The 24,022-nt window shown below is 72.4% G+C and carries 23 protein-coding genes and 2 pseudogenes; 15 read left to right on the forward strand and 10 right to left on the reverse strand.

The genetic code is table 11. The features are described 5' to 3' along the window. Window positions 1-449 precede the first annotated feature (449 nt). Window positions 450-1,406: a sporulation protein gene (locus tag OG470_RS16260; protein WP_328425159.1), complete on the forward strand. Its 957-nt coding sequence runs from the start codon at window positions 450-452 to the stop codon at window positions 1,404-1,406. Between the two features lie 65 nt (window positions 1,407-1,471). Here the strand turns inward: OG470_RS16260 and OG470_RS16265 are convergent, their stop codons facing one another. Together OG470_RS16265 and OG470_RS16270 are read right to left on the reverse strand one after the other, a co-directional pair. Next, window positions 1,472-1,759: a hypothetical protein gene (locus OG470_RS16265; RefSeq protein WP_406081833.1), complete on the reverse strand. Its 288-nt coding sequence runs from the start codon at window positions 1,757-1,759 to the stop codon at window positions 1,472-1,474. Between the two features lie 261 nt (window positions 1,760-2,020). Beyond that, on the reverse strand, window positions 2,021-4,063 hold the full coding sequence (locus tag OG470_RS16270; RefSeq protein ID WP_328425163.1) for a glycerophosphodiester phosphodiesterase family protein: 2,043 nt from the start codon (window positions 4,061-4,063) through the stop codon (window positions 2,021-2,023). 191 nt (window positions 4,064-4,254) lie between these two features. On the opposite strand from OG470_RS16270, the gene OG470_RS16275 reads away from it, so the two are divergent. Continuing rightward, window positions 4,255-4,677 carry a hypothetical protein gene (locus OG470_RS16275; RefSeq protein ID WP_328425165.1) on the forward strand — a complete coding sequence of 141 codons (423 nt, stop codon included), beginning with the start codon at window positions 4,255-4,257 and terminating at the stop codon, window positions 4,675-4,677. A 69-nt stretch (window positions 4,678-4,746) separates the two neighbouring features. On the opposite strand, the gene OG470_RS16280 is transcribed toward OG470_RS16275, so the two are convergent. Next, entirely contained in the window at window positions 4,747-6,966 is a 2,220-nt protein-coding gene (locus tag OG470_RS16280) for a HelD family protein (RefSeq protein ID WP_328426401.1), read from the reverse strand. 223 nt (window positions 6,967-7,189) lie between these two features. On the opposite strand from OG470_RS16280, the gene OG470_RS16285 reads away from it, so the two are divergent. After that, the gene (locus OG470_RS16285) at window positions 7,190-7,825 is read left to right on the forward strand and encodes an SGNH/GDSL hydrolase family protein (RefSeq protein ID WP_328425167.1); all 636 of its coding nucleotides are present in this window, start codon (window positions 7,190-7,192) and stop codon (window positions 7,823-7,825) included. A 139-nt stretch (window positions 7,826-7,964) separates the two neighbouring features. Here the strand turns inward: OG470_RS16285 and OG470_RS16290 are convergent, their stop codons facing one another. After that, window positions 7,965-9,074: a LolA family protein gene (locus OG470_RS16290; protein WP_328425169.1), complete on the reverse strand. Its 1,110-nt coding sequence runs from the start codon at window positions 9,072-9,074 to the stop codon at window positions 7,965-7,967. A gap of 96 nt (window positions 9,075-9,170) precedes the next feature. Here OG470_RS16290 and OG470_RS16295 point away from each other — a divergent pair, with 96 nt between their 5' ends. After that, window positions 9,171-9,827 (forward strand): response regulator transcription factor, encoded by a 657-nt coding sequence (locus OG470_RS16295; protein WP_328425171.1) that lies wholly within the window; start codon window positions 9,171-9,173, stop codon window positions 9,825-9,827. Between the two features lie 191 nt (window positions 9,828-10,018). Further along, window positions 10,019-11,380, forward strand: a complete 1,362-nt coding sequence (locus OG470_RS16300; protein ID WP_328426403.1) for an ATP-binding protein — start codon at window positions 10,019-10,021, stop codon at window positions 11,378-11,380. 31 nt (window positions 11,381-11,411) lie between these two features. On the opposite strand, the gene OG470_RS16305 is transcribed toward OG470_RS16300, so the two are convergent. Next, on the reverse strand, window positions 11,412-13,208 hold the full coding sequence (locus tag OG470_RS16305) for a tetratricopeptide repeat protein (RefSeq protein WP_328425173.1): 1,797 nt from the start codon (window positions 13,206-13,208) through the stop codon (window positions 11,412-11,414). A 57-nt stretch (window positions 13,209-13,265) separates the two neighbouring features. Next, window positions 13,266-13,727 carry a MarR family winged helix-turn-helix transcriptional regulator gene (locus tag OG470_RS16310; RefSeq protein ID WP_328425175.1) on the reverse strand — a complete coding sequence of 154 codons (462 nt, stop codon included), beginning with the start codon at window positions 13,725-13,727 and terminating at the stop codon, window positions 13,266-13,268. A gap of 49 nt (window positions 13,728-13,776) precedes the next feature. On the opposite strand from OG470_RS16310, the gene OG470_RS16315 reads away from it, so the two are divergent. Both OG470_RS16315 and OG470_RS16320 read left to right on the forward strand, forming a co-directional pair. After that, on the forward strand, window positions 13,777-14,298 hold the full coding sequence (locus OG470_RS16315; RefSeq protein ID WP_252416419.1) for a VOC family protein: 522 nt from the start codon (window positions 13,777-13,779) through the stop codon (window positions 14,296-14,298). 24 nt (window positions 14,299-14,322) lie between these two features. Further along, on the forward strand, window positions 14,323-15,216 hold the full coding sequence (locus OG470_RS16320; RefSeq protein WP_328425182.1) for a hypothetical protein: 894 nt from the start codon (window positions 14,323-14,325) through the stop codon (window positions 15,214-15,216). Between the two features lie 20 nt (window positions 15,217-15,236). Here OG470_RS16320 and tnpA read toward each other — a convergent pair. Further along, window positions 15,237-15,699, reverse strand: a pseudogene (tnpA, locus tag OG470_RS16325) (IS200/IS605 family transposase). Window positions 15,700-15,722: 23 nt separating this feature from the next. Here tnpA and OG470_RS16330 point away from each other — a divergent pair. Beyond that, window positions 15,723-16,757: pseudogene (locus OG470_RS16330) on the forward strand (RNA-guided endonuclease InsQ/TnpB family protein); the annotation flags it as partial. 214 nt (window positions 16,758-16,971) lie between these two features. Here OG470_RS16330 and OG470_RS16335 read toward each other — a convergent pair. Beyond that, window positions 16,972-17,151, reverse strand: a complete 180-nt coding sequence (locus tag OG470_RS16335; protein WP_053653605.1) for a DUF4236 domain-containing protein — start codon at window positions 17,149-17,151, stop codon at window positions 16,972-16,974. 248 nt (window positions 17,152-17,399) lie between these two features. Here OG470_RS16335 and OG470_RS37230 point away from each other — a divergent pair, with 248 nt between their 5' ends. The 7 genes from OG470_RS37230 to OG470_RS16365 all read left to right on the forward strand — a co-directional run bounded on the left by OG470_RS37230 (window position 17,400) and on the right by OG470_RS16365 (window position 23,024). Next, window positions 17,400-17,477, forward strand: coding sequence for a putative leader peptide (locus tag OG470_RS37230; protein WP_349881247.1), 78 nt, complete (start codon window positions 17,400-17,402; stop codon window positions 17,475-17,477). A 131-nt stretch (window positions 17,478-17,608) separates the two neighbouring features. Next, window positions 17,609-18,640 (forward strand): ABC transporter substrate-binding protein, encoded by a 1,032-nt coding sequence (locus OG470_RS16340; RefSeq protein ID WP_328425184.1) that lies wholly within the window; start codon window positions 17,609-17,611, stop codon window positions 18,638-18,640. Further along, window positions 18,637-19,566 (forward strand): ABC transporter ATP-binding protein, encoded by a 930-nt coding sequence (locus tag OG470_RS16345; RefSeq protein WP_328425186.1) that lies wholly within the window; start codon window positions 18,637-18,639, stop codon window positions 19,564-19,566. The genes OG470_RS16340 and OG470_RS16345 overlap by 4 nt, the downstream gene beginning before the upstream one ends. Next, complete coding sequence (locus OG470_RS16350; protein ID WP_328425188.1) at window positions 19,559-20,422, forward strand: ABC transporter permease; 864 nt, start codon at window positions 19,559-19,561, stop codon at window positions 20,420-20,422. The genes OG470_RS16345 and OG470_RS16350 overlap by 8 nt, the downstream gene beginning before the upstream one ends. A gap of 13 nt (window positions 20,423-20,435) precedes the next feature. Further along, window positions 20,436-21,770 carry an LLM class flavin-dependent oxidoreductase gene (locus OG470_RS16355; protein ID WP_328425190.1) on the forward strand — a complete coding sequence of 445 codons (1,335 nt, stop codon included), beginning with the start codon at window positions 20,436-20,438 and terminating at the stop codon, window positions 21,768-21,770. Beyond that, window positions 21,767-22,336 (forward strand): flavin reductase family protein, encoded by a 570-nt coding sequence (locus OG470_RS16360; protein ID WP_328425192.1) that lies wholly within the window; start codon window positions 21,767-21,769, stop codon window positions 22,334-22,336. The genes OG470_RS16355 and OG470_RS16360 overlap by 4 nt, the downstream gene beginning before the upstream one ends. 76 nt (window positions 22,337-22,412) lie before the next feature. Then, the gene (locus tag OG470_RS16365; RefSeq protein WP_328425194.1) at window positions 22,413-23,024 is read left to right on the forward strand and encodes a malonic semialdehyde reductase; all 612 of its coding nucleotides are present in this window, start codon (window positions 22,413-22,415) and stop codon (window positions 23,022-23,024) included. Window positions 23,025-23,036: 12 nt separating this feature from the next. Here OG470_RS16365 and OG470_RS16370 read toward each other — a convergent pair whose 3' ends face one another. Then, on the reverse strand, window positions 23,037-23,555 hold the full coding sequence (locus tag OG470_RS16370; protein WP_328425196.1) for a GNAT family N-acetyltransferase: 519 nt from the start codon (window positions 23,553-23,555) through the stop codon (window positions 23,037-23,039). Continuing rightward, on the reverse strand, window positions 23,555-24,010 hold the full coding sequence (locus tag OG470_RS16375) for an RrF2 family transcriptional regulator (protein ID WP_328425198.1): 456 nt from the start codon (window positions 24,008-24,010) through the stop codon (window positions 23,555-23,557). The genes OG470_RS16370 and OG470_RS16375 overlap by 1 nt, the downstream gene beginning before the upstream one ends. Between the last annotated feature and the right edge of the window lie 12 nt (window positions 24,011-24,022).

A 24,022-nucleotide genomic window follows, 5' to 3' on the forward strand; every position in this document is an offset into this window, starting at 1 on the left:
CGGCTGCGCTCGGGGGAGTGCGAGGGTCTTCAGCTCTCCTGGGAGAGGCGCTGGTCGATCAGGACCTGGATGCCGTCGAGGATCCGCTGTAGGCCGAACTGGTATAACCAGTCCCGGTCGGCCTCCGGGTCGTCGGTCGAGGCGAAGCCGGCGTCTCCGGTCGGCGGTGCTGGTGGGCCACATCATGGCGAGCGTGGCGCGCAACCTGGTGACGAGCATCGTCGTCGGGGTGGCGCTCCTGCTCGGCTTCCAGCCCAAGGCCTCGGTGCTCGGCCGGGTGGCGCTGCTCGGGCTGCGAGTCGCTGACGCGACGTACCGCGCCTGCGTGGCGACACAGGGTGGCGGCCACCTGCACTTCACAGGCACCTCACAGGGCTGCTGGATAAAGTGCCTGCGAGTCAACGTCCGACTCCATCCTGGAGCGGTCGGCTGTCGCACAGGAGTTTCCGATGGTCTTCAAGAAGATGTTGAGCGCGTTCGGTGTGGGCGGTCCCAGCGTGGACACCGTGCTGACCAACCCCAACACCCGGCCCGGCCTGACCCTCGACGGGCAGGTCAACCTTGTCGGCGGTGACAGCCCGGCGGCGATCGAGCAGGTCGTGATCGGCCTGGTCACCCGGGTCGAGGTCGAGGGCCATGACACGGAGTACGCGGGCACCATGGAGTTCCACCGGATGGCCGTCAGCGGCCCCCTCCAGCTCGCGCCCAAGCAGCAGGTCTCGATCCCGTTCCAGCTTCCGGTTCCGTGGGAAACCCCAATCACCGACGTGTACGGCCAGCGCCTGCACGGCATGACGATGGGCCTGCGCACCGAGCTGGCCGTGGCCCGCGCCGTGGACAAGAGCGACCTGGACCAGGTGGCGGTGCACCCGCTTCCGGTGCACGAGCGGATCCTGGAGGCGTTCCAGCGGCTCGGCTTCCGGTTCAAGCACGCTGACCTGGAGCGCGGCCACATCCGGGGCGTGCAGCAGACGCTGCCGTTCTACCAGGAGATCGAGTTCTTCGCCTCGCCGCAGTACTCCAGCACGATCAGGGAGGTCGAGCTGACCTTCGTGACCAGCCAGCGCGGGGTCGAGGTGATCCTGGAGTGCGACAAGCGGGGTGGCTTCCTCAGCGCCGGGCACGACGCGTTCGGCCGCTACCAGGTGTCGCACGCCGACGTCGACCGGGTGGACTGGGCGCAGGTCGTCGACGGCTGGCTGCGCGAGACCACCTCCCGCTACGGCAACCTGCGTACCCAGGGCTTCGGGCCGGGTCACGGGCACAGCCGGGGGCGCGGGATGGGAATGGGCGGCATGGTGGCCGGCGCGGCACTCGGCGTCGCGGGCGGCATGATCGCCGGCGAGATGATCGAGGACGCCTTCGAGGGTGACGCCGGTGAGGACTTCGGCGGATTCGACGAGTAGTCGCCAGATGCGACGGTGGCCTCCGGGAGATTCTCCCGGAGGCCACCGTCTCGTCTCATGGCGCGTCAGCGCCGCCTGTTGCTCCGCTCCTTGCCGGACCGGCGTGCGGATCCGGCCTTCGACAGACCACGGCTGACCAGGTAACCACCGGTCAGGATGGTCAGGAACCACCACGCCTGGTTCGGGTTGTTGATGTTCAGCCCGTTGGTGGCGGAACCCCGCCAGAACGCAGCGATCACGACGACTGCGACCGCAGCGGCGTAGATCCAGAATTCCGTCGTCAGGAACGCCTGCTTGGTCTCCGTACCCGGCGACGGCATCTGTTCCCGGTGCCCGTCAGTCATGACCGGCATTTGCTGGGTCTGCATCGACGCCGGATTCTGCACGTCCGACATCGGCCGGTTCATCGGCCTGGTGGAAGCAGCCTGCGTGCTCATCTGGTCCTCCTCAGGATGCGATGAGTCCTACCTGCATTCCCTCGCCCCGCTACCGCGTTTCGGCCACGGCAGGGTTCGCGTTCGTGGCGGGGACACCCCCCGACTACCCGAGGCCCCTGAGCAGGTAACACCGAACGCCGGCCGGAAAAGCCGGCCGGCGTTCGGGTGGTCAGCGCGTCAGCGCAGGCCGTTGCGCACCGCCACGCTCACCAACAGGTCCGGGTCGTCGGTGATCATGCCGTCGACACCGAGGTCGATGACCCGCTGCATCACCCGCGCGTCGTCGACGGTGTACGGGATCACCTTCAGGTCATAACGCGTCTGAAGGGTCCGCACGTCCGGTCCGTGGAAGTACGCCGGGTTCTCCCGCAGGTACCAGTCAGCCGAGGCGACCGTGCCCTGGCGCGAGTCGTGCACCTGCCAGTTCGCCGACACCGTGCCGGCACCCGCGGCCCGGGTCAGCTTGCCCAGGTCCTGGTACTTCCACCAGTCCAGCCCACCGGTCCACGGGCTCCGCACCGACGGGTCGCCGTACACGGCCTCCAGCGAGCACTCGTCGGCGAGGGTGGCGCACTCGGCCGGGCCGTACTGCCAGACCAGGCCGACCGTGCCGATCCGGTGGTCGAGCTGCCGCGCGTAGGTGATGGTGCGCCAGTCGAACGACTGGATGGTGGCCCGGCTGGTGAAGCCGGCCCGCTGGATCGCCTCGACCAACTTGCGGGTGAAGCTGCGGTACGGCTCGGTGTCGTTCACCACCGGGCTGATCTTCGTCTCGATGTTCATGCCGATGTCGTTGCGCCCACTCGCCTTCACCAGGGCGAAGACCTCGTCCAGGGTGGGGATTCGGGCACCAGGCGCGGGCACCTGAGCGGGCAGCTCGGGCAGCGTCTTCGTGCCGCAGTCCACGGTCTTGAGCTGCGCCAGGGTCAGCTCGTGCACCGGCTTGCCCACGTACGGGAACTGCCGGTCGCCGGGGCGTACCGGCGCGGTGTCGACGCAGTGCGAACCGTTGACGGTGCGGTCGTGCAGCACGACGAGCTTGCCGTCGGCCGTCACGCCGGTGTCCAGTTCCAGCGTGGAGATGGCCCGGTTGGCCAGCGCGTTGGCGAAGGCCGGCAGGGTGTTCTCCGGCCGGGTGGCCCGACCGCCGCGGTGCGCCTGGATGTCGAACGGCGCCGCGTACGCCTTCGGCAGCCGGTAGCCGCGCTGCGCCAGCAGGCCGCGCAGCCGGTCCGGGTAGTCGGTGATGATGCCGTCCACGCCGTCGTCGATCAGCTTGGCCATGGTCGGCACGTCGTCGATCGTCCACGGGATCACCTTGATCCCGTACCGGTGCGCCTCGGTGACCATTGCCTTCGTCACGTACGGCTTGTAGCCGGGGTCGGTGACCGTGCCGTTCTGCGGGAAGCCGTGCACCGGCGAGAAGGCGCTGGCGCCGAAGCTGCGGATCGCCCGGATCGGGTCACCGCCGAAGTCGTCGATGTCCAGCCCGCCGAGCCACGGCGAAACGCCCGGCTGGCCGGTCTGCAGGAAGTCGTAGTTGGTCAGCGCGACCAGCGGCAGCTTCGGCTCGACCTGGCGCATCCGCATCAGCGCGCCCCAGTCGAAGCTCTGGATGGTGACCTGCTTGAGCAGCCCGGCGGCCCGGATCTCGGCCGCGGTGACCCGCACGAACTGCTCACGCGGCGCGGTCTCGGTCGGCGCGCCGGCCTCCACCTTGGTCTCGACGTTGAGCGTCACGTCCTTCGCCCGGTAACGGTTGACCAGCGCGAACACCTCACGCAGCAACGGCATCCGGGCACCCGGCACGGCGAGCTGACCGGGCTTGTCCGACAGGGTCTTCGAACCGCAGTCGAGAGTGCGCACCTGGGCCAGGGTGAGCGTGTTGACGTACTTCCCGACGTACGGGAACTCCGGGTCGCCGACGGTCACCGGAGCGGTGTCGACGCACTTGGTGCCGGTGACCTTCCGGTCATGGGTGACCACGGCCTGGCCGTCCTCGGTGATCTGCACGTCCAGTTCGAGGGTGCTCACCCCGAGCTGGAGGGCGTTGCCGAAGGAGGCGAGGGTGTTCTCCACCCGCAGCCCGAGGCCGCCGCGGTGGGCCTGCACGTCGAATGTCCGGTCCGGTCGCGGCTTCGCCTGGACGGGCACCGCGAGCCCGGTCGTCACCGTCGCGGCCACCAGGGCCGCGATGGCGGTACGGCGTACTCTGCGCACGCTGTCATCCCCTCCTGCCGGCGGGCGTCTCCCACCGGTCGCCGGACAGCATGGACACCGGGAAAGACCTGTGGGCGGCTGGCGGGCGGCGCGACGGTGAACCGGGGTGGACGACCTCCCGGTCACGGCGGGTTTGGTCGGCCGGTGGCCGGGCACGCAGTCAGTTCCACAGCTTCTGCGAGGTGATGGACGTGCGTGAGGACGACATGCGACAGGACGCCGCTCGCCGGGCCGAGGACCGGATCGCCGGCGGTGTGTACGGCAAGGGCGCCGTCGACGAGGTGACGCTGCCCCGCACGGATGTGGAGCGGGTGATCCAGGACGAGGACCCGTACGACCCGGCGCACCAGCCGGTCGACCCGAACGTGCTGCGGGACGGCGGTCCCACCCGGGGGCAGGGCGCGGTGACCACCACCGGCGGCACCGCCGGCCCGGCGAGCGTGCGTCGGGTGGCGCGGCAGCCGGAGCGGCACCGGGGCACGGTGGCGCCGACCACCACCGGCGACGCCACCACCGGCGGCCTGAGCACCCCGGCGGACGGCGGCAACACCAGCGACCAGTCCACCTCCGCCATCGGCCCAGCCAAGTCCATCAGGGACAGATCCCGAGACTGACCGCGGAGCGGGAGCCCGCCCGCCGCCCCCGCCGATCGACGGATCGGCGGGGGCGGGCACGGACGTCGGTCAGTGGGTGGGGCGCAGGATGCCCAGGCGTTGGGTGGCGCGGGTGAGCGCGACATACAGGTCGCTGCGCCCGCGCGGTGACTCGGCCACCATCCGGTCCGGGTCGACCACCAGCACCGAGTCGAACTCCAGCCCCTTGGCCTGCGCGACGGTCAGCACCACCACCCGGCTCTCCAGCTCCGGGTGCTCGCCAACGGCGGCCTCCGGCAGCGCGGCGGTCACCGTCGCCCCCAGCACGTCCACCCGGCCGGCCGGCACGATCACGCCGAGCCGGCCGTCGGCCAGCCCCGCCGCCTCCCGGGTGGCCGCCGCCACCAACTCCGCCGCCAACTGCTCGTCGGGCACCGCCCGGTCCCACGGCGGTACGCCGCTCTCGCGCACCGAGCGCGGCGGCCGCAGCGCCGGGTCGATCTCCGCCAGTACGTCGGCCGCGACCGCCATGATCTCGGCGGGGGTGCGGTAGCTGACCGTCAGCTCGGTCAACCGCCATCGCTGCGCCACGTACGGGGCGAGGGCGTCCGCCCAGGAGGGCGTGCCGGTGAGCGCGCCGGTCTGCGCCACGTCCCCGACGATCGTCATCGACCGGCTCGGGCAGCGGCGCATCAGCAGCCGCCACGCCATCGGCGACAGCTCCTGCGCCTCGTCCACGATGACGTGACCGAACGCCCACTTCCGGTCGGCGGCGGCGCGCTGCGCGGTGGTCAGGCGGTCGGCCTCCTCCTGCCGCTCCAGCAGCCGATCCGCGTCGATCAGGTCGATCACGCCGAGGATCTCACCGCCCTCGGCCTCGTCCTCGACGTCGATCGAGCGGGAACCCCGGGCGATCTCCAGCACGCCCTCGGCGTACTCCCGTTCCATCATGCGGATGCGATCCCGCCGGGCGGCGGCGGCGCGCTCGTCCTCGCCGAGCAGCTCGGCGGCCTCGTCCAGCAGCGGCACGTCGGCCGGTGTCCAGCCACCCGGCTCGCGGTGCAGCAGGGCCCGCTCCGCGTCGGTGAGCATCGGGGCGGCGGTGGCGATCCGGTCCGGGTCGGCGTACAGGTCGGCGAGCAGGCGCTGCGGGGTGAGCACCGGCCAGAGCCGGTCGAGGGTGGCCCGGATCTCCGGTTCGTCTCGCAACTCCCGGCGGATCTCGGCCCGGTCGGCCTCGTCGAGCAGGTTGTCCCCGCCCAGCGGGTCGGCGCCGATCCGTTCGGCCACCTGGTCGGCGAGCGCGTGCACGATCTCCACGTCGAACAGCGCCCGGGCCAGGTTGTGCGGCCGGTCGGCGCGGCGCACCCGGTCCCGGGCAGCGCGCACGGTCTCCGGGTCGAGGGTCAGCGCCTCCCGCTCCACCTCGATCTCCAGCGGCTCGTTCGGCACCCACTGCCGGTCCTGTACGGCCAGCGCCAGCACCTCGGCCAGCACCGCTCGGCCCTTGAGCGCGGCGGTCTCGGCCGGCTCGGTCCGTTGCGCACTGACCCCGGGGAAGAGGTCGCCCTGGGTACGCAGCAGCACGCCGGTCTCGGCCAGCGTGGGCAGCACCTGGGAGATGTAGCGCAGGAAGGTCGCGTTCGGGCCCACCAGCAGGACGCCCCGACTGGACAGCTCCCGCCGGTGTGTGTAGAGCAGGTACGCCGCCCGGTGCAGCGCGACCGCCGTCTTGCCGGTGCCCGGGCCGCCCTGGACCACCATCACCCCCGGCAGATCGGCGCGGATGATCCGGTCCTGTTCGGCCTGGATGGTCTCCACGATGTCGCGCATCCGGCCGGTCCGACCGGCGTTGAGCGCGGCGAGCAGCGAGGCCTCGCCGGTCAGCTCCTCGTGGGCGTCCGGAGCGGCGGTGTCGATGTCGAGCACCTCGTCGTTGAGCCCGGTCACCTTGCGCTGACGGGTACGCAGGTGCCGGCGGCGGCGGACGCCCTGCGGGTTGGCGGCGGTGGCGAGATAGAACGGGCGGGCGGCGGGAGCCCGCCAGTCCATCAGCACAGGGTCGTAGTCGCCGGTGGTATCGAAGATGCCGATCCGGCCGATGTAGCGGCGGGAGTCGTCGTCGCCGTCGAGACGCCCGAAACAGAGCCCGTCCTCCACGGCGGAGAACTGCTCGACCTGGTCGGCGTACATCGCTACCGAGCTGTCCCGCTGGGAGCGGTCCTGGCGGGTGCCGCCGGTGCTGCGCAGCTCGTCGGTGAGCCGGGAGGCGGCCTGCTCACGCAGCCCGTCCAGCCGGTCGTAGAGCATCGAGACGTACTCCTGCTCGCGGCCGATCTCGTCGTCGAGCGGCAATTCGCCGGAACCGCCGGAGTGCCTTGACAAGCCGTCTCCCTAAAGATTAGAATCCTTTGCAGGAACGGCTTTTAAGCCGTTCTTTTTTGTGCCCTCGAACTGTTGAAGATAGCGCGTCTCGCCGGCTCGGACCAAGCCGGACGGGCGGGCGCGCCCGGTGATCGTGAGGTGGCGGCGGATGATCCTGCGGACCGGGCAACGGGTGGTCTTCATCGGCGACAGCATCACCGACTGCGGCCGGCAGGGCGCCGCCGCGCCGTACGGCGAGGGCTACGTCAGCCTCGTCCGCGCCCTCGTCAGCGCCCGCCACCCCGAGTTGGAGCTGGAGTGGGTCAACCGGGGTGTGAGCGGAGACACCGTCCGGCACCTGGCCGCCCGCTGGGCGGACGACGCGATCGCCGAGCGCCCCGACTGGCTCTCCGTGATGATCGGCATCAACGACATCTGGCGGCGCTACGGCGACCGGCCGGACGAGGCCGTCCCGATCGACGAGTACGAGCGCACCCTGCGTGACCTGCTCCGCCGGGCGGTGGACGCCACCGGCTGCCGGCTGATCCTCGGCGACCCGTTCCTGATTGAGGCCGACCGCAGCGAACCGCAGCGCGCCGACACCGACCGGTACGCCGCGGTGGTGGCCGCGCTGGCCGCCGAGTTCAACGCGGTGCACGTGCCCACCCAGGCGGCGTTCGACCGGGTGCTGGCGGTCAGTCCGGCGAAGCGCTGGGCCGACGACCGGGTGCACCCGCACCTGCCCGGCCATGCGGTGCTCGCCGACGCGTTCCTCACCGCTCTCGGCGCGACCGTCAGCGCCTGACTCAAGCACCGTCGACGCCGGTGCGCGTCGCTCGGCTATGTGCGGTGACGCCGGACACCAATGGGCCGGGCGCGGCGGGGCCGCAGACGACGACGCGCCGGGCCGACCACAAGGTCGACCCGGCGCGAACACCGCTGGATCAGCCGCGGGCGACCTGGTAGAGCCGCTCCGGCGTCACCGCGCCAGCGAGTACCCGGCCGTCGTCGGTGAGCAGCACGCTGAAGAGCTTGCCGCTGAGCAGCCGACCGCTGCCCCAGTCACCGCTGACCGCCGTGAGCCCGCCGAGCAGCTTCGACATGTCCACGTCCGGTGCCCCGGCCGGCTTGTCACCGGCCGGCTTGCCGCCGGTCGCTTCGTCGAGGCGGGCGACCAGCACGGTCGTCCAGCCGGCACCAACGGCCTTGACCTGCGGATCACCGGCCGGCGCGGAGTGGGCGGGTCGGCCCGCGGCCGACGGCTCGGCCGTCTCCTCGGTGACGGTCACCCCGGGCGGCGGGTTGAAGGTGAACTGGTCGGCGTCGGGGCGCTGGTAGTCGACCTGGGTGAAGGCCACCTCGAACGCCGGCTGGTCGCTGCCCTTGGCGAGCACCTCGAAGCGCAGCGGCACGTGCTGCTTGGCGTCGATGGCGATCCGCAGTTGGTGCACCAGCGAGTCCTTGTCGCGCGGCTGGAGCACCAGCTCGTACGCGTCCCGGCCGGCGACGGTGGCCGACCGGCCGACGCTGACCTCGGTGGTCGGGTCGATCGCGCCCAGGGCCAGGTCGGCGGCCTGCTGCGGGGTGGCCGGCAGGCTCGGGTCGGCCTCCGGTGCGGGCTTGCCCGCATCGGCGCCGAGCGTGCGGTGGCTGGCGGTGTTGCTGCGGCTCTGCCACGTCCACACGTCCCGACCGTTGCGGATCACGTCCTGCTCGCCGAGCGTGTCCAGCAGCGCGACCCGCTGCCGCTCCGGCCCGGAGTACCAGACCCGCAGGGTGTGCGTGCCGGTCAGCAGGGTGGTCAGGTCGTTGCCGGGGACCAGCCCGACCAGCGGCGGCAGGCCGAGGTCGGCGCGCTGCACGACGGTGCCGGACAACCCCTCCAGCCGGGAGGTCTGCAGATCGACCAGGAGCTGGGCGGCGGTACGCGGCGGCAGGCTCGGCTCGGCCTCGGCGGCGAACGTGCCGATCGCCGCGCCGCCACCGATGACGGCGACGGCGGCGGTCGCCGGGACCAGCCAGCGCAGGACGGGACGACTTCTCAGAACGGACATGGTGGGCACCTCCTGCGACCATCCTGCCCGGTCGCCGCTGTGAACGTGCTGAGGACGCGGATCCGTCTCAATTGACCCGGGTGGCACCCTTGAGTCGTGCGGTTGCTGGTGGTGGAGGACGAGGCCCGGTTGGCGGCTGCCCTACAACGCGGCCTACAGGCGGAGGGGTTCGCGGTGGATGTGGCGGCGACCGGCCCGGCCGGCTTGGACGCCGCCCGACACGGCGGGTACGACGCGATGATCCTCGACGTGATGCTGCCCGGCCTCTCCGGCTACGAGCTGGTCCGGCGGCTGCGCGCCGAGCAGCACTGGCTGCCGGTGCTGATGCTCTCCGCCAAGGACGGCGAGTACGACCAGGCCGACGGCCTGGACTGTGGCGCCGACGACTACCTCACCAAGCCCTTCTCGTACGTCGTGCTGCTGGCTCGCCTGCGGGCGCTGCTGCGCCGGGGCGCGCCGGAACGCCCGGCGGTGCTCGCGGTCGGCGACCTGCGGCTGGACCCGGCCCGGCGGCGGGTCACCCGGGCAGACGCGGAGGTGGCGCTGACCGCGCGGGAGTTCGCGCTGCTGGACTACCTCATGCGCCGGCCCGGTCAGGTCGTCTCCAAGATCGAGCTGCTGGACCACGTTTGGGACGCGAGCCTGGAGACCGCACCGAACGCGGTCGAGGTGTACGTCGGATACCTGCGTCGCAAGCTCGGCCGGGACCGGCTGGAGACCGTCCGGGGCGCCGGCTACCGGTTGGCGACGTGAGCACCGACGTCCCGGCCGACCTGACCGCCGGGGTGTCGCCCACTCCCGCGAACACCCCGCCGCCCGCCGCCGGCCCGACGACTTCCGCCGGCCCGACGACTTCCGCCGGCCCGCCGCCCGCCGCGGGTCCCCCGGCCGCCGGCAGGCCCTGGCGCGGCCGGTTGCCGGTGCTCGGGCTGCGGGCCCGGCTCATGGCGATCGGGGCGTTCGGCCTCACCGTCGGGCTGGCCCTCGGCGGGGTGGTGCTGCTCGGGGCGCTCGGCTTCGTGCTCCAGCGCACCGTGGACACCGAGGCGTTCCGGACCGCCGACGCGGTCGCTCTGCTCGCCGCCGAGGACGCGTTGCCCGATCCACTGCCGGTGGCCGGCGGACAGGTACGCGTCCAGGTGGTCGACGCGCAGGGGCGGGTCCGGGCCGCCTCGATCGACGCCGACCGGCTGGTACCGATGGTCCGCCCCGAGCGGTTGGAGCGCGATCGCCGGCAGCGGCTGGAGGTGTCGGCGGAGCGGGTCGGCCTCGCCGGCCCGGTCCGGGTGGTTACCGTTCCCGCCGGGACCGCAGACGACCCGCTGACCGTGCTGGTCGCCCGTTCGATGGCCGACGTGCGGCACAGCATGCACGTGGTCCGCACCATCCTGCTGGTGGCGTTCCCGCTGCTGGTGGCCGTGCTGGCCGGGGTGGCCTGGCGGGTGGTGGGGGCGACCCTGCGGCCGGTGGAGGCGTTGCGCCAGGGTGCCGAGGAGATCACCGGGCGGGCCGGGACCGGCCGACTGCCGGTGCCCGCCTCAGCGGACGAGATCCACCGGTTGGCGGTCACCCTCAACGGGATGCTGGACCGGTTGGAGTCCGCCCGGATTCGGCAGCGGGCGTTCGTCTCCGATGCGGCGCACGAGCTGCGCAGCCCACTGACCAACATCCGGACCGAGCTGGAGGTGGCTCAGCGCCTCGCCGGTCAGACGGACTGGACGGCGGTGACCGCCAACCTGCTCGCCGACACCGACCGGCTGAGCCGGCTGGTCGACGACCTGCTGCTGCTGGCTCGCCTGGACGAGACACCACCGGTCCGGGGGACCGGGCCGGTGGAGCTGGGAGCCCTGCTGAGCGAGGTCGCCGCCCGGTATCCGTCGCCGCCGGTGCGGGTGGTGCCGCCACCCGGCCCGCTGTGGACCGCCGGGAACGCCGACGAGCTGCGCCGGGTGCTGGCCAACCTGGTCGACAACGCGGTCCGGCACGCGCAGGGCAGCGTCCTGCTCGCGGCCGAGGCGACGTCGGTGCAACACCGGGAGGCGGCGTACCACCTGGTGACGGTGACTGACGACGGCCCGGGGATTCCGGTGGCCGACCGGGGTCGGGTCTTCGGCCGGTTCACCCGGCTGGACGACGGGCGGGCGCGTGACGACGGCGGGGCCGGCCTGGGCCTGGCCATCGTGTGGGAGCTGGTCCGCCGGGCCGGTGGCAGCATCACGCTGACGGACGCCGACAACCAGCGCGGGCTACGTGTCTGCCTGCTGCTGCCGGCGTTGCCAACCGAGCCGACCGCCGACACCCCGTGACGAGCCGCCACCACGCTCCGGCTCACCATGTTCAGCGGCGGCGGGTACAGACCTCGTCGGCGCTGGCGATGGTGTCGGTGGACCAGACGACGGCCACCGTGAAGCAGTAGTCGTTGGTGCGGCTCAGCGCGTAGACCACGAAGCTGGTGGCGCCGGCGGGCAGCGTGGCGAACGGGCTCTTGCCCTGACCGACCCGACCGCCGGAGACGACCACCGGCCCCTCGCCGCCGGCCGGGTAGGTCCAGGACAGGGCGATGTTGTCCCGGTTGTCGCGTAGGGCCACCGTGCCCGGTGGGGTGCCGGGTGCGGCTACGGGCGGCGCCGCGCCGGGCGGAGCCGCGCTGGTGGTGGCCGGTGTGGCGCTGGCCGGTGCGCCCGTACCGGTCGGGCCGGCGCTGGGGGAGCCGGTGTCCGGCGTGGGCACCTGGTCGTCCCGCTCGCCGACCCGGGCCACCCCGGCGATTACCGCCGCGGCGCCCAGCAGGACCACGACCACACCGCCCACCAGCACCGGCACCAACCGGTTGCGCTGCGGCGGCGGTGCCCGGTGTACGGGCACCGGCAGCAATCGGGACGGCGTGTACGGCTCGACCGGCGTGTACGACTGGGACGGCGTGTACGGCTCGGTCGATGTGTACGGCTCGGCCGACGTGTACGGCTCGGTCGGCGGACCCGGCTCGGACGGCGCGCCGGGTCGGTGCAGCCGGTACACCCCCGACGCCTCTTCCTCGCCGCCAGCGAGGCCGACCACGGACGGGGGCACCGGCGGGTCGGTGGGGTGGAGCGTGGACTCGTTGGTCGGACCGGGTGGCCACCATGAGCCCGCCGGCCCACCGGGTTCGTCGGCCGGCACACGGGGATTCGGCACCGCACCGCCGCCCGCGACGGCCCCGCCGCCGGCCGCCGCACCGCCGCTGGCCACGGGTCCGCCTCCGGCCGCCGCGCCGCCGGCAAGGGCGCCGCCGCCGGCCGTGGCCCCACCGCCGGTAACGGCAGCGTCGGTGGACGCCGGGCCGGAGTGGTGCGGCGAGGGCTCCGGCGGGTGGTAGCCGGACCCGACCCGCCCGTCGCTGTGCGGCGGGGTGCGGGCGGCCGGCACCGCCGGGGTGTCCGGGGCGGTGGGCGGGTCGTCGGCGCACACGTGGTCGGGGTTGGCCGCCGCGCGGGCCAGTGCCGCCACCTGCAAGGCCAGCGGGTCGTTGGCGGCCAGGTGCTGCCGGCACAGCTCACGGGCCAGCGCCAGATTGTCGTGTGCCTCGGCGAACTGCCCACAGTCGCGCTGCATCGCGCCGAGCCGGGCCAGCATCTTGATGCCGCTGGGATGGCCGTCGCCGTACACCTCGCGGTGCAGCTCCCAGGCGTCCTGGAGCCGGTCGCGGGCCACCGTGCACTGGCCGCGGGCGTACCCGACGGTGGCCAGGTCGGCATGGGCGGCGAGCACCCGCAGCGACTCGGGGCCGTCCTGCGCCGTCAGCTCGATGATGACTTCCTGGTAGAGCCGAGCGGCACGGGAGTGGCTGCCGACCCGGTGCAGCACCGCGGCCAGGGTCGCCGCGGCGGCCACCGTGCGGGGGTCGGTGCGGCCGTGCAGCCGGTTGGTGGCCGCGTACGCGAAGGCGGCCCAGCCCCGCGCGGAGTGCGGCTCGCCGAGGGCGACCAGCACGCGTGCCTGGAGGCTGGCCGCCTCGGCCAGCTCGGGGCTGGCGTTGGCCGGGCGGGGGTCGGCGTCGGTGAGCGCGTCGGAGAGCAGCCGCTGCGCGCCGGCCAGGTCACCGGCGGACACGAGGTGGTGCGCCTGATCAGTCAGTTCGCCGAAGCCGGAGGACACGCCCCATCGTGCTCATTTGACGACGGTAAGTACAAGTCCCGCGCCGGTGTCGATCGGTCAGGATCCGGTCAGGTGCTCGGCCAGTGTCTCGCTGATCCGGCGTAGCTGGTCGACCTGGGCCGGGCTCAACGCGTCGAACAGATGTCGGCGTACCTCCTCGACGTGGCCGGGTGCGGCGGCGGCGAGGGTGGCGAAACCGGCGTCGGTGAGCAGCGCGACCTGCCCGCGCCGGTCCGTGGGGCACTCCTCGCGGCGCACCCAGCCGGCCGACTCCAGCCGGGCCACGGCGTGCGAAAGGCGGCTGCGCGACGATCCGGTCACCTCGGCCAGATCGCTCATCCGCAGCTGGCGGTCGGGGGCCTCGGAGAGCCGGACCAGGATCTCGTAGTAGGCGTGCGGCATGCCGGCGTCGCGTTGCAGCTCGCGGTCGAGCGTGTCCATCAGCGCCCGTGAGGCGGTGAGGTACGCCCGCCAGGTGCGCTGCTCGTCGGAGTCCAGCCAGCGGGTCATGACCGCCATCATACCCGAGATAGTTGAACGCTCAACTAAACCGCGCTAGCCTGGGGTCATGGGTATCCACCGGCTCAACCACGCGGTCCTCTACGTCAGTGACCTCGCCCGCAGCGTCGCCTTCTACCGCGACGTGCTGGGCTTCCGCCCGGTGGCGATGACTCCGGACGGCTTCCGGGGCGCCACCTTCCTCCAGGCCCCCGACTCGACCAACGACCACGACCTCGGCCTGTTCGAGATCGGCGCCGGCGCCGGACGGTCGACCGCCGGCCGGGCCACCGTCGGGCTCTACCACCTGGCCTGGGAGGTGGACACCCTCGACGAGCTGGCCGCCACCGCCGAGCGGCTCACCGCCGCCGGCGCGCTGGTCGGCACCTCCGACCACGGCACCACCAAGAGCCTCTACGGGCAGGACCCGGACGGCCTGGAGTTCGAGATCGTCTGGCTGGTCCCGGCCGACCGGCTCGACGACGCCGCGCTGGCCGCGCGCAAGCGGATCGGCCGGCTCGACCTGGCCGCCGAGCGGCAGCGCTACGGCGGGCAGACCCGGGGCGGGGTGGGGATCTCCGTCCCGGCCTGACCGGCCATACGGTAGAACGGACCGATGCCGACCAACCGGACCACCAACTTCCTTCGCGAGCTGCTGGTCCGCCAGTTGACGACCTGGCTGCCCGCGGCCCTGCAACGCTCCCGGCGGGCCACCGTCGCCCTGGCATGGGCGGGCGCCGACGAAGGCGGCGGCGCGGAGGCCGCGCTGCGGGTGATCGCCGGGCACGCCGACCAGGTGCGGGGCCGGCGGGTGACCGTGCTGGTACTGGCCGACGGGGCGGCTGACCTGCCGGCCCGGCTCGGCCCGGTCGAGGCGGAGTTGCCCGCCGAGGTCACCGTCCACCTGCTGCCCGGTGTTCCGGACCGGCTGCCGGTCGCCGTGAAGGCGGCCGGCGCGGCCGGCTCTCCGCTGTTCTCCTTCGTGGACCTGCCCGGCGCCGCGACTCCGGAGCTGCTCACCGCCACGAGCAACGGCCGCGCTGGCGAGGTGCTGCTGCACGCCGGGAGCGGCACCCGCGACGCCCTCATCGCTGCCGGCTTCCCGCTGGTCGCCGAGGTGGTGCCGGTGCTCCCGGACAACGAGGCGGCCGGCGTGATCGCGTTCGGCAGCCGCTCGGACCGGAGCCTGGAGGCGGTCCGCGACGCGCTCTGGGCGATCGGCGCGGATCTCGACGTGCGCTACCGCGACCCGGCAGACCCGGCGGGGGCGCCGGTCGACGTGGCCGGCGATCCCAACCCCGAGGCGCTGGCCCGAGAGCTGCTGGCCGAGCTGCGCCGAGGCGGGTCGCGACCGGTCACCGAACTACGCCGGCACACCCTCACCACCACCGTCTACCGGGCGGCCGACGCCAACCGGGCGCTCACCGCCCTGCTCGAGGCGGGCGACGTGCGCCGCGAACGCGAGGCCGGCCGGCTGGCCGGCGACGAGATCATCACTGTGCGGGGCTGAGCGCGGCGCGCCGGCCGGCGTCACCCGGCCACGGACGCCGAGCAGGGTGCCGGTGATTCACCAGCACCCCGCTCGACCCCCGACGCTACCAAGATGCGGGCCAGTGCTCCGCCCCTCCGGGTTGCGCCGCCGACGGACCCGGCGAAGTGCGAGGCTGACCAGAGCCGGTTGGTCCGGTAGTAGTGGCGAATGAGGTCGGGGAACTCCTGGTGCATCCGATGGGAGGAGACGCCCTTCAGGCTGTCGACCAGCCTCGCCAGGGCCACCTTGGATGGGAAGTTGACCAGGTGCACGTGCTCGCCTTCGCCGTTGAACGACCAGGTCGCACTCGCAGTCGGTGCACACCGACTGCATAATTTCCTCCAGGCGAACCAAGTGCCTGTCGGTGAACACGCGGTGCCGGAACTTTGTCACGAAGACCAAGCGGGCGTGCAGCACGAAGACGCAGTGCCGACCGGTACGAACGATGTCAATCTTGGTCATAGGCCGATGCTAAATTGTCCGATGTGCAGCTTCGGTACAACTACCGCGTCTACCCGACGCCCTCGCAGCGGGAAGCGCTGGCGCGGGCGTTCGGGTGCGCGCGGGTGGTGTACAACGACGGGCTGCGCGCACGGCAGGAAGCCCGGGAGGCCGGGCTGCCGTACATCTCCGACGGGGACCTGTCCAAGCAGGTGATCACCGAGGCGAAGAAGACTGAGGTCCGCGCCTGGCTGGGCGAGGTGTCCTCGGTGGTGCTCCAGCAGGCCCTCGCGGACCTGAACAACGCCTACCGCAGCTTCTTCGCCTCTGTCACCGGCGGGCGCAAGGGGCGCAAGGTCGCGCCGCCGCGGTTCCGGTCGCGCAAGGACAACCGGCAGGCTATCCGGTTCACCAAGAACTCCCGGTTCGCGGTGCTGGACAGCGGGCGGCTGCGCCTGCCGAAGGTCGGCGATCTGGCGGTGCGTTGGTCCCGGCAGCTTCCAGTGGACCCTTCCTCAGTGACGCTCATCAAGGATGCTGCGGGCCGGTACTTCGCCTCGTTTGTCGTGCAAACCGCCGATGAGTCGCTGCCGCCAGCCGAATCCGAGGTGGGCATCGACCTGGGCCTGACCCACTTCGCTGTCCTGTCCGACGGCACGAAGGTGGTCGCGCCGAAGTTCCTACGTCGGGCCGCCCGCAAACTGCGGCGATTGCAGCAGGATCTCTGCCGCAAGCAGCGGGGCAGCAACAACCGCACCAAGGCCGTCGTTAAGGTCGCCCGAGCTCACGAGCGGGTGGCCGACACCCGGCGAGACTGGCAGCACAAGCTCTCGACGCGGATCATCCGCGATAACCAAGCGGTGTACGTCGAGGACCTGTCCGTGAGCGGACTCGCTCGGACCCGGCTTGCCAAGAGTGTCCACGACGCCGGGTGGGCCAGCTTCACCGCCATGTTGGAGTACAAGGCCGCCCGGTACGGGCGCACCTTCGCCCGCATCGACCGGTTCGCGCCCACGTCCCAGACGTGCTCGGTGTGCGGCCGGATCGACGGACCCAAGCCGCTGAACGTCCGGTCGTGGACCTGCCTGTGCGGGCACACCCACGACCGGGACGTCAATGCGGCCATCAACGTGCTCGCGGCGGGACGCGCCGAGAGCCTAAACGCCTGTGGAGCGCAGGTAAGACCGGCACCCGTGCCGGCGCAGCGCCATGAAGCAGGAATCCGCTCGGGCGTTGCGCGCTGTTTCGCGCGCAGCGCGGAGGGAATCTCTACCCTTGAGGGCAGAGAGAACGTCAAGACCGGGACTTGTCCTGCTTCCAGGACAGCGGACCCGGCAGGTCGACCCGGTGCGCCTTGGCCTTCGAGTTCCAGGACCAGCGCCCGATCTTGATGCTCCAGGAGGAGAAACCGTTCTCGGTGAAGTTCAGGATGATCGGACCGTACTTCTTGCGCTTGCGAAACATGAGGCCCATCGGAGGACTCCCTTCGTCACCGTTCCCTGCCGTGTCGAAACCGAACATGCCCGAACCGGCGATTTCTGAAACCCTCTTCGGGTCCGCTCTGGACAGTGGGCCGCACGCACCACGAATCTCTATCCAACAGATAGGTGTTGCGGGGCGGTAAACGCTGGTGGAGGCGGCTCGTAACATAGTCAGGGACATAAATCTCACCTTCTGGAAGACCGTTGACCGGTCGATCCCACCGCCGGCAGCATGGGGTCATGTCGCAGCGGGATGAGCTTCTCCTCACCGCTCGCGTGCACGTCGACCTGGTCCGGCACGCGAGCGCGCTCTGTTGAGCTGACCGGTTCATCCGGCTCGGCTCCAGCACCGCACTCCCACCGCCCGCGCTCAACGCGGAGCAGCGTGCCTTCGCGCCCATCACCTGGGCGTCCTGCGCTCCCATCGTGGACAGATCAGGAGACTCCTCATGTCCCCACCCCGTCGTGCCGTCCTGCGTACCCTCGCCACCGCCGCCGTGCTGGCCCTGGTCACCGGCACCGCCGGCTGCGGTGGCGACGCCGAGGCCGGCGCCGGACAGGCCACGGAGCTGCGCTACCAGGGCTCGGCCGGCCAGGTCACCCTCCCCGAACTCGCCGCCGACCTCGGCTACCTCGGCGACGTCCGGCTCAACTGGATCGGCAACGTCACCGGTGGCCCGCAGGACATCCAGGCCACCGCCACCGGGCAGAGCGACTTCGGCGGCGCGTTCAACGGCGCCATCGTCAAGCTCGCCGCCGCCAACGCCCCGATCACCGCCGTGGTCAGCTACTACGGCTCCGACGCCCAGAGCTTCCAGGGCTACTACGTGCTCGACGACAACCCGATCCGCGGCCCCCGCGACCTGATCGGCAAGAAGGTCGGCATGAACACCCTCGGCGCGCACGCCGAGGCGGTGCTGAAGACCTGGCTCGCCCGCGGCCGGCTCACCCCGGCCGAGATCAAGCAGGTCGAGCTGGTCGCCCTGCCGCCGGTCAACACCGAACAGTCGCTGCGCCAGAAGCAGATCGACGTCGCGGTGCTCGGCGGGGTGATCCGGGACAAGGCGATCGCCAGTGGCGGCATCCGTACCGTCTTCACCGACCACGAACTGCTCGGCGCGTTCAGCGCCGGCACCTACGTCTTCCGTGACGACTTCATCAAGCGCAACCCGGACACCGTCAAGGCGTTCGTCACCGGGGTCGGCAAGGCCATCGAGTGGGCCCGCACCCAGCCGCGGGAGACCGTGGTCGCCCGGATGCGGGACATCATCGCCAAGCGTGGCCGCAACGAGGACCCGTCGCTGGTCGCGTACTGGAAGAGCAGCGGCGTCGCCGGTCGCGGCGGGGTGATCGGCGAGCAGGAGTTCGGCACCTGGATCGACTGGCTCGCCGCCGAGGGCGAGCTCAAGGGCGACCGGCCGAAGCCCGCCGACATCTACACCAACCGGTTCAACCCCTTCGTGGACGGGGGCGGTGCGTGAGCACCGACAAGATCCTCTTCGACCAGGTGAGCAAGACCTTCCCGGTCCGCGCCACCCGGCGTGGCGCCGCGGGCGCGGTCACCGCGCTGGACCGGGTGACCCTCGGGGTACGCCCCGGCGAGTTCCTGGTCGTCGTCGGCCCGAGCGGCTGCGGCAAGTCCACCCTGCTCGACCTGCTCGGCGGGCTCACCGCGCCGACCGGCGGGCAGGTGCTGGTCGACGGCCGCCCGGTCACCGGCCCCGGCCTGGACCGGGGCATCGTCTTCCAGCAGTACGCGCTGCTGCCCTGGCGCACCGCCGCCGGCAACGTCGCGTTCGGGCTGGAGGCCAAGGGGGTGCCCCGGGCCGAACGCGCCGACCTGATCGACCACCACCTGGACCTGGTGGGCCTGCGCGGCTTCGCGGACCGCTACCCGCACGAGCTGTCCGGCGGAATGAAGCAGCGCGTCGCCATCGCCCGCAGCCTCGCCTACGACCCGGACGTGCTGCTGATGGACGAGCCGTTCGCCGCGCTGGACGCGCAGACCCGCGACTCGTTGCAGGACGAACTGGTGCGGATCTGGGCCCGCACCGGCAAGACCATCGTGTTCATCACCCACGGCATCGACGAGGCCGTGCACCTCGGCCAGCGGGTGGCGGTGCTGACCTCCCGGCCCGGGCGGGTCAAGGAGGTCATCGACATCGACCTCGGCGACCGGGACGCCGTCGAGGACGTCCGCTCCACCGACGCGTTCCGCCACCACCGGCACCAGATCTGGACGCTGCTACGCGACGAGGTGCGCGCCGCCCAGGCCGCCGAAGGCGCCGCCGCCAGCCGCACCGCCCACACCGGAGCAGCCGGTGGTCGTACCCCTGCCGTGGCCGGAGCCGACGCGCAGCGTGCGGCACCGGCGGCGACCCGTACCGAGGAGGCCCGCGTTGGTTGACATCGCCGAACGTCCAACCCGGCTGGAGGCGCCACCCGCCGTGCCCGGCGCGGCGGCCGATCCCGCCCCGCCCGGCCTGGCCGGTCGGCTGCTCGGCGCGGGCGGGAGGGTGCTGCACCGCACCGTCGCGATTGCCGCGCTGGCCGCGATCTGGGAGGGCGCACCCCGGCTCGGGCTGGTGGACCGGGTCTTCCTGCCCCCGCTGTCCGAGGTGCTGGTGGCCTGGTGGGAGCTGCTGCGCAGCGGGCAGCTCGCCGAGCACGTCGGGGCGAGCCTGACCCGGTCGCTGGCTGGGCTCGGCCTGGCCGTGCTCACCGCCATCCCGCTCGGGCTGCTGATCGGCTGGTACCGGCCGCTCGCCGAGCTGCTCAGCCCGCTGCTGGAGGTGTTCCGCAACACCGCCGCGCTGGCGCTGCTACCGGTCTTCGTGCTCATCCTCGGCCTGGGGGAGACCTCCAAGATCGCGTTGGTGCTGTACGCCTGCTCCTGGCCGATCCTGCTGAACACCATCGCCGGGGTGAAGGGCGTCGACCCGCTGCTGATCCGGTCGGCCCGCTCGATGGGGCTCAACCACCTGCGGCTGTTCCAGAAGGTGATCCTGCCGGCTGCGGTGCCGACCATCTTCACCGGCATCCGACTGGCCGGGGCGTACTCGATCCTGGTGCTGGTCGCGGCCGAGATGGTCGGCGCGAAGGCCGGCCTTGGCTACCTCATCAACTACGCGCAGTACAACTTCGCGATCCCCGACATGTACTCCGGGATCATCACGATCTCCGCCATCGGTCTGGTCGTCAACCAGCTCCTCGTCGCCCTGGAACGCCGCTTCTCCACCTGGCGCGTCGACGTCTCCGCCTGAGAGGACACCCGCAATGACCCGCACCCTGCACCTCAACGCGTTCCTGATGGGCGTCGGCCACCACGAGGCCGCCTGGCGGCACCCCCGCACCGACCCGCGCCGGGTGACCGACGTGCGGCATTTCCAGGAACTGGCCCGCATCGCCGAGCGTGGCACCCTCGACTCGCTCTTCCTCGCCGACGGGCTCTCGGTCGGGCCGAACCCCCGGCACAACATCCACAGCGTCTTCGAACCGCTGACCCTGCTCGCCTCGCTGGCCGCGGTGACCGAACACATCGGTCTCATCGCGACCGTCTCCACCACCTACAACGAGCCGTTCCACATCGCCCGCAAGTTCGCCTCACTGGACCACCTCAGCAGCGGTCGAGCCGGCTGGAACATCGTCACCTCCGCCCAGGAGCGCGAGGCGGTCAACTTCAACCGGGACAGCCACCCCGCACACGCCGACCGGTACCGGCGGGCCGCCGAGTTCGTCGACGTGGCGATCAAGCTCTGGGACAGCTGGGAGGACGACGCGCTGGTCTTCGACACCGCGGCCGGGGTGATCGCCGACACTGACCGGGTGCACGAGGTGGCCCATCGCGGACCGGAGTTCCAGGTCCGGGGTCCGCTGAACATCCCCCGTGGGCCGCAGGGCCGGCCGCTGCTGGTGCAGGCCGGCTCGTCATCGGACGGGATCGGATTCGCCGCCCGGTACGCCGAAGCGGTCTTCACCGCCCAGCAGACCCTCGCCGACGGCCAGAGCTTCTACGCCGAGCTGCGGCGGCAGGTCACCGCGGCCGGCCGGGACCCCGACCTCGTGAAGGTCCTGCCCGGCATCGCGCCGGTGATCGGCGGCACCGAGGCCGAGGCGCGGGCGCTCGCCGCCGAACTGGAGGAGCTGATCGTCCCCGACTACGCCCTCGCCCAGCTCTCCGGCATGCTCGGCATCGACCTGATCGGCCTGCCGCTGGACGGGCCGCTGCCGGAGCTGCCGGACGCCGACACCGTGCAGGCCCACCAGAGCCGCTACCAGCTCGTCACCGAGCTGGCCCGCCGCGAACAACTCACCATCCGGCAGTTGATCGGCCGGCTCGGTGCTGGCCGGGGCCACCGGGTGGTCGCCGGCACCCCGGAGCAGATCGCCGACCAGATCGAGCTGTGGTTCACCCGGGGCGCCGCGGACGGCTTCAACATCATGCCGCCGCACCTGCCCGGCGGGCTGGCCGACTTCGTCGACCACGTGGTGCCGGTGCTGCGCGCCCGTCGCCTGTTCCGCAGCGAGTACACCGGCCGGACCCTGCGCGAGCACTACGGCCTGCCCCGACCGGCCAGCTCGTACGCCGCGCCGGCGCTGGTGCCGGCGTGACCACCGTGGAACGTCCGCAGACGGACGCCGCCGAGCTGCGGCCGGTGGACCGGGACCTGTTCCGCGCGTTGCTGCGCCGGCAGGCCACCAGCGTCACCGTGGTCACCGCGGTGGCGCGGGCCACCGACCCGGCCTGCCTGGGCGGGATCGGCGCGCCGATCCGGGCCGGATTCACCGCCACCTCGTTCACCTCGGTGTCGCTGGACCCACCGCTGGTCTCGTTCTGCCTCGGGGTCGACTCGTCGAGCTGGCCGGTGCTGGCCCGGGCCGAGCACGTCGCGGTACACCTGCTGGCCGCCGGGCAGCGGGAGGCCGCCCGGGTCTTCGCCACCAGCGGCATCGACCGGTTCGCCGCGTACCCGGACTGGACCGCCGGGCCGTTCGGGGTGCCGCTGCTGACCGGAGTGCTGGCCCGGCTGCTCTGCCGGGTGGTGCACCGGGTGCCGGCCGGCGACCACACGCTCGTGATCGCCGAACCGCTGGCGCTGGGCGACGGCGGCGACGGCCCGCCACTGGTGCACCACCAGGGCGGCTACACCACGGCCATCCCGCCGGTGCCGGCGTGAGCGAGCGCAGCGAGCGAACCATTGGGCACAGCAGCGTGGCGCGTCGCGCCGGCACACAGCGAAGCGGAGTGCCGGCGTGACTGCACCCGCTCCGACCGACCTGCTCGCGCTGGACCGGGCCGCCCAGGACCTGCTGTTCCGGGCGGCCCGCACGGCCAACACGTTCACCGACGAGCCGGTCACCGACGCCCAGGTCACGGCGATCCACGACCTGATCCGGTACGGGCCGACCGCGTTCAACGGCCAGCCGCTGCGGGTGCTGCTGCTCCGCTCGGCGGCGGCCCGGGCCCGGCTGCTGCCGTACCTCTCGTCGGGCAACCGGGCGAAGACGGCCACCGCCCCGCTGGTGGCCGTGCTCGCCGCCGACGTGGACTTCCACGATCGGCTGCCCGAGCTGTTCCCGCACCGCCCGCAGGCCCGGGACTGGTTGACCGACCGGGCGGCGCGGGCCGAGCAGGCACGGCTCAACGCGACCCTCCAGATCGGCTACCTGCTGGTCGGCGTACGCGCGGCCGGGCTCGCCGCCGGCCCGATGGCCGGGTTCGACGCGGCTGGTGTGACCCGGGAGTTCTTCCCGGACGGCCGGCACGAGACGCTGCTGCTGATGAACGTGGGCCGCCCCGGCCCCGACGCCTGGCACGACCGCCTGCCCCGGCTGGACGCGACGGAGGTGATCAGCATCCGGTGACCCGACTCGGGCTCAGGCCGGGACGGTCTCCCGGTCCAGGGCGAGGACCCGGGTGACGCTGCCATCTTCCTCGGCCATGTCGCGCTCGTGGACGAAGCCAAGTTTGGCCAGCAGCCCGAGCGAGGCGTGGTTGGCGTCGGCGACCGTCGCGTACACCCGGGTCAGGTCGAGGCGTTCGAAGCCGTACCGGATCACGGCCGTGGCCAGCTCGGTGCCCAGCCCGCCGCCCCATGCCGACGTCGCCAGGGCGTAGACGATCTCGTGGCCGTCGACGTCGTCGGTCCGCTTGATCTCGGCGTGCCCGACGTAGCGGCCGTCCCGGCGGACCGCCCACACGTCAAAGAGGTCGTCGGCGTAGACCCGGCTGAACACCCGTCCGAACAGGTCGGCGGCGTCCGTCACGGTCATCGGCCCGTCGCCCATGAACCGGCCCACCTCGGGGTCGGCGAGCAGCGTGACGAAACCCTCGGCGTCGGCCGGCCGGTAGGGCTCCAGCAGCAGGCGATCGGTGTGCAGGGTCGGAGTGGACATCAGCGTGGCTCCCAGGCGTCGGGCAGCGCGGTGAGCTTGCGGACGTGGGCTGGCAGCCGGCCACTGACGATCTCGGCGAGGCTCACCTCGTCGACCACCCGCCGCACGGCGGCGCGCACCGCCACCCACAGGCCGGGCAGGTTCTCCGCCGAGCCCTCGTACCGGGTCTCCTCCGGGCGCAGGCCGCGTACCCCGGCCAGCGGGCCCTCCACGGCGCGCAGCACCGCGCCGACGGTCACCTCCCGCGGCGGGCGGGCGAGCGTGTAGCCACCCTCGGCGCCGCGCTGGGCGCGGACGACGCCGGCCCGGCGCAGATCGGCCAGCACCGCCTCCAGGAACTTGCGGGGCAGGTCCTGCTCTGCGGCGATGGCCTGGGTGGACAGCAGCGAGGGGTACGCGGTGGCGAGGCTGAGCGCCGCCCGTACCGCGTAGTCACCGCGCGCGGAGATCTGCACCCTGCCATCATG

Source organism: Micromonospora sp. NBC_00389 (assembly GCF_036059255.1).
In the GTDB taxonomy this organism is placed as follows: domain Bacteria; phylum Actinomycetota; class Actinomycetes; order Mycobacteriales; family Micromonosporaceae; genus Micromonospora.